The following is a 12029-nucleotide window of genomic DNA, read 5'->3' as shown; positions in this document are numbered from 1 at the left end:
CATCACACAGTTGATTCACCACACACGAGATGATGTCACGGGGACGCCGCTCATTCGAACATCGTTCGTGCCGGTACAGGCACAGCCACTCGCGTCACTGTGCGCCGTACACTCCTCGCTCAGGACGCCGCCCAGACCCCCAGCTCGTTGCCGCTCGGGTCGGTGAAGTGCAGCCGCCGTCCCCCGGGGAACTCGTACGGTCCCTGGATCACGGCGCCGCCCGCCGCGGTGATCGCCTGCTGCGTCGCATCGAGATCGTCCGAGTACAGGAGCACGAGCGGACCTCCCGGCGGGCGCCCCTGATCCGAGAGCAGCAGCCCTCCGACCTCGGACCCGTCGCCTGAGGGCGACGAGATGCCCGCATATGTCGGCCCGTAGTCCACGAACGTCCACCCGAAGGCCTCGCCGTAGAATCGCCGCGCTGCGTCGAGGTCCTGCACGACGAGTTCGACGTAGTCGATCGAATGGTGCTGCGATGTCGGAGTCATGACGCAACGGTAGCGAGGGCCGCCGACGTCCACTACGGCATCCCCGTGGCCGGATGCGGTCCCCCGTCGGCGCAGGAGTAGCGTGGAGGGGTGCGTCAGATCTCCCACTCCCCCGTGTCGGCTCCGGGGTGGCGGGCCTGGCTGATCTGGTCGGTGGGCGTCGCCGCCTACGTTCTCGCGATCACCAACCGCACGTCCCTCGGCGCCGTGGGGGTCGAGGCCGCTGATCGCTTCCAGGCCGACGCCTCGACTCTGGCACTGTTCGCCGTCGTGCAGCTGGCGGTGTACGGCGGCATGCAGATCCCGGTCGGGGTGCTGCTGGACCGATACGGCTCACGGCCCATCATGACGATCGGCATGTTCCTCATGGCCGCGGGACAGCTCACCATGGCGCTCTCCCCCAGCATCGGCATCGCGCTCGTCGCCCGCAACCTCCTCGGGGCCGGGGACGCCGCGATCTTCCCGGCGGTCCTGCGCCTCGTGGCGACCTGGTTCCCGGCGCAGCGCGGTCCCCTCATGGTCCAGTTCACCGGGATCCTCGGTCAGGCGGGTCAGCTGATCGCCCTCGTGCCGCTCGCCGCACTGCTGCACTCGACGAGCTGGACGATCACCTTCGGCAGCGTCGCGGGACTCGGCGTGCTGTTCACCATCCTCGTGGCGCTCGTGATCCGCAACCACCCGCCCGAGAGAGGCGCGGACGTCTCGGTCGACACCGACACCGGCGTGATCCGTGTCGTGACCTCCGCGATCGACACCGGCGTCGGCATCCGCGCGGCCTGGGCGCATCCGGGCACCCGACTGGCATTCTGGTCGCACTTCACCACTCCCTTCGCGGGAACGGCCTTCATCCTGCTGTGGGGAATGCCTTTTCTCACAGCCGCGCAGGGGCTCTCCCCCGCCCACGCGGCCGGGATCATCTCCGTCTACGTCATCGCGGGCATGGCACTCGGCCCCGTGATCGGCGATCTGTCGCGTCGCCTGCCGAACCACCGCTCCCTAGCGCTCGTGCTTCCTGCCGTCACGGTGCAGCTGGTCGCCTGGGTCGTCGTGATCGCGCTGCCCGGACCCGCACCGCTGTGGCTCCTGTACGTGCTCGCCGTCGCTCTCGCGACAGGCGGCCCCGCGAGCATGATCGCCTTCGACCACGCGCGCACACACAACCCCTCGCACCGGCTCAGCACGGCGACCGGTGTCACGAACGCCGGCGGCTTCATCGCCGCGCTGATCGCGATCTTCCTGATCGGTCTCGCGCTCGATCTCCAGGGCGCGGGCTCGCCAGAGACCTACTCCCTGGACGCGTTCCGCATCGCCTTCCTGATGCCCGTGCCCCTGTGGCTACTGGGCACGACGTTCATCCTCGTCGAGCGCAAGCGCACCCGCATCCGCATGGGACTGGATCCCGACCCACGTCGGTGACCGCGCTCAGCGCGCGAGGTGCTGGAACGTCTCGAGGATGAGCTCGAGACTGACGCGCTCGGGGACCTCGTCGTCGCCCGCCTCGAACTCTGCCAGCTCGATGCCCTTGACCGAGCCGGCGGGAAGCGCCGCGAAGATCGCCGCGATCTGATGAGGGAGCAGGCCCGCCCCGACCCGGTATGCGGCCGGGATGTACCCGGGCTCCAGGACGTCCCAGTCCACGTGGATCCACACGGGGCGGCCGTCGATGAGCTCTGTCACACGCTCGGGTGTGCTCTCGTCCGGCGCGAGCACGGTGACGCCGGCCTGTGCCAGCAGATCGCCCTCCGCCGGATCGATGTCGCGGCCACCGACGACGATCACCCGACGCGGGTCTATCCCGGCACCGTGGCCACTGTCCCACAGCCCGCACGCGGCGGCCACCACCATTCCACCGAGGTACCCCGACCCGGTCGTGTCCGGGGTGTTGAAGTCGCCGTGCGCGTCGATCCAGAGCAGCACCGCATCGGGGTGGCGATCCGCCACGGTGGGCAGCGTGCCGAGGCTCGCGGCGCAGGTGTTGGTCGCCAGAAGGGGCGTGCGGTCGGCGTCGATCGCGGCAGCGACGGCGTCGCGCAGACCGTGCAGAGTGGCCTTCGCCTCAGGAAGGGCCTCTGACCAGTCGTCGGTGCGGGATGCCGTGGGCGTCCCGATGACCTGCTGCTCCACGCCGAGCAGGCGCGAGAGCGCCTCGCCCACGAGCCGCGCGCCGACGAGGGCTCCGTCCGTGCGGTCCGCCACACGGCCCTGGGACACGATGAGTGAGAAGCGCGCAGTCATCCTCTCAGCTTCCCACTCCCCCGTGCCGCCGAGCAAAACGACGACCGGCGATACGCTCAGCGCGCTGCACGACCCATCGGTGTCCAGCCGAAGGGCACGGCGCCGTCCACGACTGCCCGCTCGCGGTCTGCGGATGCCGACCATCCCTGCACCTCGTCACCGCCGTCGAGGCTGTCGAACGCGCCGCGAGCGACCCGGACGCCGACATCGTCGTGGTGCATCCGGGTGCCACCGCCTCGGCGCACTCCGGCACGCACGCTCCACGCATCGTCGGCGAATCCGCCGCCGCGGAACACGCGGTAGTCGTCGTACCGCGCGGGATCCAGGAGGTCCCAGCACCATTCCCACACATTGCCCAGGGTGTCGAAGAGGCCGTGCAGGTTCGGCAGCTTCCCGCCCACGTCCTGCGGTGCGGACACGCCATCAGCGGAGGTCCAGGCGGCCTCGGCGAGCGGGGCGTAGTGCGGTCCTGCGGAGCCGGCGCGGCACGCGAACTCCCATTCGGCCTCGGTCGGCAGCCGATATCCCTCGGAGGTCGTGTCCCAGGTGACGTTCTCTCCATCGAACAGGTACACGGGGTCCAGCCCTTCCCATTCGGACGCCGCGTTGCAGAAGTGCACCGCGCGCAGCCAGCTGAGGTCGCGGGCAGGACGCCGGGGATGCTGGGACGGGATCGGCAGGATCTCGGCGAGCTGCTCCTCCGTCACCGCGAACACTCCGATCTCGAAGGCTTCGAGCTCGACCGTGCGCTGCACCGAGCGTCGGGCGTCGTGCAGCGTCACAGCACCGGCGGGGATTCGCCTCAGCTCGATGTCCGTCACGCCTGCGGCGTCCGTTCGACCCAATCGGGGTACTTGGCCGCGCGGCCGTCTCCCGACGATGTGCGCGTGACCCGACGTCGGACCCATGGGCCGACGAACTGCCGGTAGTACGCGAGGCCCGCGGGACCGGCCGCGGCCAGCTCGGTCGGCGACCACCAGGTCGGGTCGGGCTCGAGGCCGAGCGCGTGGAGCACGCGTGCCGCGACGCGATGATGGCCGGACGCGTTCATGTGCAGCCGGTCCTCTGACCAGTATGGCGCGCGGGCGAGCTCTCGATCCGGCCAGTTCAGGGCCCGCACGACGTCGGGGCGATCCTCGATCCGCCGGAGCACTGCCTCCGAGAGCAGGTCCCCGCGTTTCTGCACGAGCGGCCCCATCGGCAGCTGCCCGCTCGGGTTGGCTCCTGACAGGAGGATGAGTGTGACCCCCTCCTCATCGCACCGGCGGAGCACGCGGCTGAACGCATCGGCGATGTGCTCGGGGTCGGTCCGCGGGCGGAGCATGTCATTGCCGCCGCCGTTGAACGAGAGATGCGTGGGGCGGAGGGCGAGGGCGGGTTCGAGCTGCTGCTCGACGATCGGCCAGGCCAACTTCCCACGGATCGCGAGGTTCGCATAGCTGATGGACCGACCGGATGCCGTCGCCCAGCCCTGGGCGACGAGGTCGGCCCAGCCTCGTTCGCGGCCGTCCGGGAGCACGTCGCCGACCCCCTCCGTGAAGGAGTCGCCGATGGCCACGTAGCGCACCTCTGCCATCAGACCAGCATATTGGTGCGAGGTGGCGTGGGGCGGCGCGCGAGGGCGCGAGGCGCGGGCTATCGGTCGTCGAGTGCCGCTCCCCCACGGTCGACCAGCCCCCAGGCCGCCGCAGCAGCGACGACGAAGCACGCGCCGAAGATCACGAAGAGCAGCGGCGCCCCACCCGCGACGAGCAGCACAGGGACGGCGAGCGGCGCCACGATCGAGGCGATGCGTCCGACTCCGGCGGCCCACCCGGCGCCGGTGCCGCGCAACGAGGTCGGGTAGATCTCCGGCGTGACGGCGTACAGGGCACCCCAAGCGCCGAGGTTGAAGAAGGAGAGCGCCATTCCCGACGCGATGATCGCGGCCTCAGTCGTCGAGGTGCCGAAGAACACGGCCGCGACCGCCGATCCGCCGAGGAACACAGACAGGGTGACTCTGCGGCCCCAGACCTCGATCAACCAGGCGGCGACGGCGTAGCCGGGAAGCTGCGCCACGGTGATGATGAGAGTGAATCCGAAGGACCGCACGAGATCGAACCCCGCGTCGACGAGGATGCTGGGGATCCAGATGAACGCGCCGTAGTACGAGAAGTTCACACAGAGCCAGACCACCCACAGGCACGCCGTGCGGATCCGGAACTCTGTGTTCCACAGCCCCGAGACACGCGTCCTGAGGTCTCGCGCGAGCGGACGCGACTCGGGCTCGCGGCGGATCGACGGCGCGCGCTCCACGCGGGCATCCACCTCGAAGGTCGACACGATGCGGTCGGCTTCGGCGATGCGTCCGCGCGACGCCAACCAGCGCGGCGATTCGGGGAGACCCCACCGCACGATCAGCGTGTACAGGGCGGGGACGGCGCCGATAGCGAACGCCCAACGCCATCCGTCGCCGGACGCAGGGATCACGAAGTAGCCGATCACCGCGGCAGCGGTCCAGCCGACCGCCCAGAACGCCTCGAGCAACACGATCAGACGCCCGCGCATGCGGGCGGGAGCGAACTCGCTCACGTAGGTCGAGGCGACCGGCAACTCGGCACCGAGTCCGAGGCCCACCAGGAAACGGAGCACCAGCAGCGCGGCGAGGCCGCTCACGAGAGCGCTCGCCCCGGTCGCTACGCCGTACACGAGCAGGGTGAGCGCGAAGACCTGGCGTCGCCCCAGACGATCGGCGAGGAGACCGCCGAGCGTCGCGCCGATCGCCATGCCGATGAATCCGACGGAGGCGATCCACCCGGCATCCGTCTTGGTGATCCCCCACTGCTGCGTCAGCGCCGCGAGGACGAACGAGATCAGTCCGACGTCCATCGCGTCGAGGGCCCAGCCCACCCCCGATCCCGTCAGCACCCGGAGGTGGCGACGGGTGAACGGCAGATCGTCGAGACGACCGGCCAGCGACTCGCGGCTCGGCAGGACGGGATGTGCCATGCTCCCCATCGTAGGACTCACCGGGTCCTGCCGAGCCGGTCGTCTCGTCTCAGTCGTCGGCCAGCAGGCGACGCACCCGCGGGATGACCTCGGTGCCGTAGAGCTCGATGCTCGTCATCATGGCCTCGTGCGACAGGGTCCCCGTGGCGTACTTCAGGTCGAAACGCCCGAGCCCGAGGGTGCGCACGGTGTCGGCGATCTTCGCCGCCACGCGATCGGGAGACCCGACGTAGAGAGCCCCCGCGGGCCCGACATCGTTCTGGAATCGAGCGCGACTGTACGCCGGCCATCCCCGCTCGCGCCCGATCGTGTTGTTCATCGCCTCGAAGCCCGAGTACGCGGCATCCCAGGCCTCGTCGTCCGTCGCGGCGATGTGCCCCGGCGAGTGCACCGAGATCGGATGAGAGGCCGTGCCGAAGGACGCCACGGAGCGGTGGTAGAGGTCCACGAACGGCCGGAATCGCGCCGCGGGGCCGCCGATGATCGCCAGCATGAGACCGAGGCCGTGACGCGCCACGCGCACCACCGATTCCGGGCTTCCGCCGACGCCGACCCATGTGCGCAGCCCGTTCGCGGTCTTCGGGAACACGTCCGCGTTCTCGAGGGAGGCGCGCATGCTGCCCGACCACGTCACCGGCTGCTCCTTCAGGAGTTCGACGAAGAGCTCGAGCTTCTGCTCGAAAAGAGCCTCGTAGTCACGGAGGTCGTAGCCGAACAGCGGGAACGACTCGATGAACGATCCGCGGCCGAGAACGACCTCGGCTCGTCCGTTCGAGAGGGCGTCCAGGGTCGAGAACCGCTCGAAGACCCGCACGGGGTCGTCCGAGGACAGCACCGTCACGGCGGTCCCGAGGCGGATGCTCTCCGTACGCCCCGCGATCGTCGCGAGGACCATCTCGGGCGCCGACACCGCGAATTCCGACCGGTGGTGCTCCCCCACGCCGAAGAAGCCGACACCGACGCGGTCCGCGAGGACCGCCTGCTCGACGACGTTCCGGATCGTCTCCGCCGCCGTCAGCAGCTCTCCGTCGGCGTCGCGCGTGATGTCGCCGAATGTGTCCAGCCCGAACTCGATGTCCATGTCAGCCCTTTCTATTCAGGTGAATGAACAACGACTCGCGCTGGACCATTCCCATCAGCGAGCGAGAAGCGCCGTCCGCAGGGTGTCGAGACCCACGCCGCCCATGTCCAGCGCGCGCTTGTGGAACTCCTTGACGTCGAACCCGTCGCCGCGCTCGGCTCGATACGCGTCGCGGACCTGCTCCCAGATGCGCTGCCCGACCTTGTAGGACGGAGCCTGCCCCGGCCAGCCGAGATAGCGGTTCACCTCGAACTGCACGAACTGGTCGGACATGTTGACGTTGCCGCGCATGAAGTCGAGCGCGGATGCCGCATCCCAGGTGCCTTCGCCGTCGAGGCGAGGCTTGCGCAGATGCACGCCGATGTCGAGGACCACCCGGGCGGCCCGCATGCGCTGCCCGTCGAGCATCCCCAGGCGGTCGGCCGGGTCGTCGAGATACCCGAGCTGCTGCATCAGACGCTCCGCGTACAGAGCCCATCCTTCGGCGTGGCCGGACGTGCCCGCGAGCAGGCGACGCCACGAGTTGAGCTCGGCGCGATTGTAGACCGCCTGCGCGATCTGCAGGTGGTGTCCGGGAACGCCCTCGTGGTACACGGTCGTGAGCTCACGCCAGGTGTCGAACTCCGTGACGCCCTCGGGAACCGACCACCACATCCGCCCCGGGCGGGAGAAGTCGTCCGTCGGGCCGGTGTAGTAGATCCCGCCCTCCTGCGTGGGAGCGATCATGCACTCCAGGGTCCGGATCTCGTCCGGGATGTCGAAGTGCGTGGCGCCCAGTTCGGCGACGGCGCGGTCACTCGTCTCCTGCATCCATCGCTGCAGCGCGTCGGTGCCGACCAGCTTGCGCGACGAGTCCGACTCGAGGTGGGCCACCGCCTCCTCGACACTGGCGCCGGGCAGGATCTCGTTCGCGATCGCGGTCTGTTCGGCCACCATCCGCTGAAGCTCTTCGCGACCCCATTCGTAGGTCTCGTCGAGGTCGATCGTCGCGCCGAGGAATCGTCGGGAGTTGAGGGCGTACAGGTCGCGGCCGACCGCATCCTCCTCGGAGGCTTCCGGCGCAAGCTCCTCTGCGAGGAAGCGACGCAGCGCGCCGTAGGCGACGCGAGCGGATGCGGAGTTCTCGTCGAGCGTGCGGGCGAGCGAGGCGGGGAGATTCCCCTCCTCAGGCGTCGCGTGGGCGACGAAGGACGCGAAGAAGCCGTCATCCGCGATGTAGCGATCGATCTGTGTCGCGACCTCGACGACCTGGCGCCGCGCGGGCATGACCCCCGCCGCGATACCGGCTCGGAGGGTCTCGGTGTAGCCTCGCAGCGCCTCGGGCACCGCGGCGAGCCGAGTCGCGATGACGGACCAGTCGTCGACCGTTGCTGTCGGCATGAGGTCGAAGGCGGAGCGCACGTCCTGCGCAGCGGAGGCGATGACGTTGAGGTCGCGCAGGTGCCACCGAGCCTCGTGCAGTTCGAGGTCGAGTGAGAGCTCGGCGCTGAGGTCGGCTTTGGTCACCTCGTCGATCGCGTCGACCGGCTCGAGCGCGGCGAGCGTGGCCAGAGTCTCCTTCGTCGCCGCGGCGATCTGCTCATGCCCCTCGGGGCTGAGATCTCCGAAACGGTCATTGACCTCGTCGCGACCGATGTATGTGCCGAGCGTCGGCGCCAGCACAGCGATCGTGTCGACCCAGTCGTCGGCGACCTTGTCGATGGCGGAAGGGATGCGCGGAGAAGACGTCATCCCTTCAGCGTAGCCCGCGGCGGCCGCGCGGACACGTCGGTCTCGCGCAGCCGCCCCTGCACGTCAGTGAGCTGCTTCGTTCCAGTCCTGCCCGCGGCCCACCTGCACATCGAGCGGCACCGACAGAGACGCGGCGTCGCCCATCCGCGTCCGCACGATCCGCTCGGCAGCATCCCACTCCCCCGGTGCCACCTCGACCACGAGTTCGTCGTGGATCTGCAGCAGCACGCGCGATGCGAGGCCCTCCGAGCGGAGATCCCCGTGGATGTGGAACAGGGCGATCTTCATGATGTCGGCGGCGCTGCCCTGGATCGGAGCGTTGAGGGCTGCGCGCTCCGCGTTCTCACGCAGGACGCGGTTGGGCGAGGCGAGGTCGGGGAACGGGCGGCGCCGACCGAAGATGGTCTCGGTGTAACCGTCCTCTTTCGCCTGCAGCACCGAGGCACGCAGATAGTCGCGGACCGCCCCGAAGCGCGCGAAGTACTCGATCATGAGCTGCTTCGCCTCGGACTGCTCGATCCGCAACTGCTTGGAGAGCCCGAAGGCCGAGAGTCCGTAGACCAGGCCGTAGGACATCGCCTTGACCTTCGTGCGCATGGCGGGCGTGACGTCCGACGGATCCACCCCGAACACGCGTGCACCCACGAAGCGATGAAGATCCTCGCCGCTGTTGAACGCCTCGATCAAGCCCTCGTCTCCCGAGAGGTGTGCCATGATGCGCATCTCGATCTGCGAGTAATCCGCCGTGAGCAGCGCTTCGTACTCGTCGCCGACCTGGAACGCGCTGCGGATGCGACGCGACTCCTCGGTGCGCACCGGGATGTTCTGCAGGTTGGGGTCGGTGCTCGACAACCGCCCCGTCTGGCTGCCCGTCTGCACGTAGGTCGTATGGATGCGGTGATCGTCGCCGATCGCGGTGTCGAGCGACTCGATGATCTGCCGCAGCTTGGTCGCCTCCCGGTGCTGCAGGAGCAGCCCGAGGAACGGATGCGGGTTCGTCTCCTGGAGATCGGCGAGCACGGCGGCGTCGGTCGAGTACCCGGTCTTGGTCTTGCGGGTCTTCGGCAGCTGAAGATCGTCGAACAGCACCTCCTGAAGCTGCTTCGGAGACCCGAGGTTGAACTCACGTCCGACGATCGTGAACGCCTCCTGCGCGAGTCCCTCGGCACGGGATCCGAGCTCGCCCGAGAACGAGGACAGAACCTCGTGGGACACCGCGACTCCCGCGACCTCCATATCCGCGAGCGTGAGCAGCGTCGGCAACTCGATGTCGGTGAGCACAGCGCCCACGGACTCCGGGATGTCCTCGCGGAGGGCTTGGGCGACGCGGAGGGCGAACCACGCCTCCTGCGACGGGGTCGCGCCCTCGGTCTCGGGCACGAGCTGGGACGGATCCGCCTCGGGCAGCTTCTCGCCCAGGTAACGCTCCACGAGATCGGCGAGAGTCTTATCCGGGAAGCTCGGGCGCAGCAGCCATCCGGCGAGACTGGTGTCGTAGGCCAGGCCGTCGAGGCGGATGCCGCGCCGGAGCAGCGCCTTGACCTGCGGCTTGGCGTCGTGGAGCACCTTGGGCCGGTCGGATTGCAGCCACTCGGCGAGATCCCCTGCGGTCGCTTCGCTCCAATCGACCTCGCGGAGTGCCTCGACCGTCGCCGCTCCGAGGCGCGTGGGCACGCCGTTCTGCACGACCACGCGGAGCGCGACATCCCCCTCTTGTGCCTGTGCCCAGGCGGCGAAGCCCGCAGCGTCGAGCTGCTCGGGACTCGGCAGCTCGACCACCGCGGCCGGATCGTCTGCGACCTCGCCGGCGCCGACGGCGTCGAACACCCGAGGCAGCAGCGTGCGGAACTCGAGACGCGCGAAGATGTCGCGCACGGCCTGCGCGTCGATCGGCCTCACCGAGAGGTCGTCCGGTGCGACCGGGAGCTCGACATCGCGCAACAGGCGGTTGAGCTTGCGGTTCCGGCGCACGTCCTCGATGTGGTCGCGGAGGTTGCCGCCGACGACGCCTTTGATCTCCTCTGCGCGCGCGAGCAGCTCGTCGAGCGATCCGAACTGCGTGAGCCATTTGACGGCCGTCTTCTCGCCGACCTTGGGCACACCGGGGAGGTTGTCGCTCGTCTCACCCACGAGGGCCGCGATGTCGGGGTACTGCTCGGGGCGTACGCCGTAGCGCTCCTGCACGGTGGTCGGGTCGTAGCGCTTGAGCTGCGACACCCCCTGCACGTTGGGATACAGCAGGGTGATGTCATCGTTCACGAGCTGGATCGTGTCGCGATCGCCCGAGACCACGAGGACCTCATAGCCCTGCTCGGCCCCCTGGGTGGACAGGGTCGCGAGGATGTCGTCCGCCTCGATGCCCTCTTTCGTCAGGACCGGGATCGACATCGCGGCGAGGCAGTCCTGGAGCAGGGGGATCTGCCCACGGAACTCCTGGGGCGTCTCGGAGCGCGTGGCCTTGTACTCGGGGTACTCATCCGTGCGGAAGGAGTGGCGGGAGGTGTCGAACGCGATCGCCAGATGCGTGGGCTGCTCGGCCTTGATCAGGTTCACCAGCATCGATAGGAACCCGTAGATGGCGTTCGTGTGCTGGTTGTCCTTGGTGGTGAAGTTGTCCACCGGGAGCGCGAAGAAGGCGCGGTAGGCGAGCGAGTGGCCATCGACGACCATGAGGGTAGGCTTTGCGGAGTCCGTCACCCTGTCAGCCTAACGAGGACCACGGACACGCGCTGAGGAGGCTTCATGAGCGAGACAGTGTCCGGGACCGGACTCGACTGGGCGACGGCACGGGGCATGGGGGCGCTCGCCGAGAAGATGGGCATGGAGTTCGTCGAGTTCGCCACGGACCGATGCGTCGCGACGATGCCGGTCGAGGGCAACACGCAGCCTGTGGGACTCATGCACGGAGGCGCCTACGTGGTGCTCGGCGAGTCGCTCGGCTCCATGGCGGCCAATCTTCACGCGGGTCATGGCCGTCTCGCCGTCGGCGTGGACATCAATGCGACGCATACGCGCTCCGCCACTTCCGGTCTCGTGACCGGTGTATGCACCCCGGTCCACCTCGGACGCAGCATCACCGTGCATGAGATCGTCGTGACCGATGATCAGGGACGCCGATGCTCGACGATCCGCATCACCAACATGATCAAGGACCTTCCGGTCTGATCCCCTCTCGAAGGATGCCGAGCACCTCGGCCATCTGCGAGCTCAGTCCGTCGAGACGCCCGTCGATGCCGTCGAGACGCCCGTCGATGCCGTCGAGACGCCCGTCGATGCCGTCGAGACGCCCGTCGATGCCGTCGAAACGCGCGTCGTGCTCGTCGAGCTTCTTGCCGATCCCCTCGAGGATCTCGTAGATCGATGCGATGTCGTTCGTGTTCTGCTCGACGCGGAGCTGGAGGGCGGCGGGGCTCAATGGCATGCGACGACACTACGCGTCGCGTCGCTGCTCGCGGGGCGTGATCGAGCCAGTGTGGAGAAGTATCTCGACGAAGGCATCCGTGGAG

General features: G+C 68.8%; 11 protein-coding genes. 2 read left to right on the top strand and 9 right to left on the bottom strand.

What is annotated here, in order from left to right; all coding sequences use genetic code 11:
• Positions 1-119 precede the first annotated feature (119 nt).
• Complete coding sequence (locus tag AKH00_RS01645; RefSeq protein WP_050720978.1) at positions 120-488, bottom strand: VOC family protein; 369 nt, start codon at positions 486-488, stop codon at positions 120-122.
• 90 nt (positions 489-578) lie between these two features.
• Between AKH00_RS01645 and AKH00_RS01640 the strand changes: the two genes are divergently transcribed.
• On the top strand, positions 579-1904 hold the full coding sequence (locus AKH00_RS01640) for an MFS transporter (RefSeq protein ID WP_082297345.1): 1326 nt from the start codon (positions 579-581) through the stop codon (positions 1902-1904).
• Positions 1905-1910: 6 nt separating this feature from the next.
• Here the strand turns inward: AKH00_RS01640 and AKH00_RS01635 are convergent, their stop codons facing one another.
• The 7 genes from AKH00_RS01635 to polA form a co-directional block, all read right to left on the bottom strand.
• The gene (locus AKH00_RS01635) at positions 1911-2723 is read right to left on the bottom strand and encodes an arginase family protein (RefSeq protein ID WP_050720977.1); all 813 of its coding nucleotides are present in this window, start codon (positions 2721-2723) and stop codon (positions 1911-1913) included.
• Positions 2724-2779: 56 nt separating this feature from the next.
• Positions 2780-3544 (bottom strand): formylglycine-generating enzyme family protein, encoded by a 765-nt coding sequence (locus AKH00_RS01630; protein ID WP_050720976.1) that lies wholly within the window; start codon positions 3542-3544, stop codon positions 2780-2782.
• Positions 3541-4299, bottom strand: a complete 759-nt coding sequence (locus tag AKH00_RS01625; RefSeq protein ID WP_200903780.1) for an SGNH/GDSL hydrolase family protein — start codon at positions 4297-4299, stop codon at positions 3541-3543. Before AKH00_RS01625 ends, AKH00_RS01630 begins: the two co-directional genes overlap by 4 nt.
• A 59-nt stretch (positions 4300-4358) precedes the next feature.
• Positions 4359-5711 (bottom strand): MFS transporter, encoded by a 1353-nt coding sequence (locus AKH00_RS01620; protein ID WP_050720975.1) that lies wholly within the window; start codon positions 5709-5711, stop codon positions 4359-4361.
• 49 nt (positions 5712-5760) lie between these two features.
• Positions 5761-6792, bottom strand: a complete 1032-nt coding sequence (locus AKH00_RS01615; RefSeq protein ID WP_050720974.1) for an LLM class flavin-dependent oxidoreductase — start codon at positions 6790-6792, stop codon at positions 5761-5763.
• 54 nt (positions 6793-6846) lie between these two features.
• Complete coding sequence (locus AKH00_RS01610) at positions 6847-8523, bottom strand: DUF885 domain-containing protein (protein WP_050720973.1); 1677 nt, start codon at positions 8521-8523, stop codon at positions 6847-6849.
• A gap of 63 nt (positions 8524-8586) precedes the next feature.
• A complete protein-coding gene (gene polA / locus AKH00_RS01605) occupies positions 8587-11220 on the bottom strand; it encodes a DNA polymerase I (protein WP_050720972.1) in 2634 nt (877 codons plus the stop codon).
• 45 nt (positions 11221-11265) lie between these two features.
• Here polA and AKH00_RS01600 point away from each other — a divergent pair, with 45 nt between their 5' ends.
• Positions 11266-11688, top strand: a complete 423-nt coding sequence (locus AKH00_RS01600; RefSeq protein ID WP_050720971.1) for a hotdog fold thioesterase — start codon at positions 11266-11268, stop codon at positions 11686-11688.
• Here the strand turns inward: AKH00_RS01600 and AKH00_RS01595 are convergent.
• Positions 11669-11944 (bottom strand): hypothetical protein, encoded by a 276-nt coding sequence (locus tag AKH00_RS01595; RefSeq protein WP_161804373.1) that lies wholly within the window; start codon positions 11942-11944, stop codon positions 11669-11671. The two genes, AKH00_RS01600 and AKH00_RS01595, sit on opposite strands and share 20 nt — an antisense overlap.
• Positions 11945-12029 lie beyond the last annotated feature (85 nt).

Origin of the sequence: Microbacterium sp. GCS4 (assembly GCF_001262495.1) — a bacterium.
Taxonomy (GTDB): Bacteria; Actinomycetota; Actinomycetes; order Actinomycetales; family Microbacteriaceae; genus Microbacterium.
This window is presented reverse-complemented; position numbering and strand designations above follow the sequence as displayed.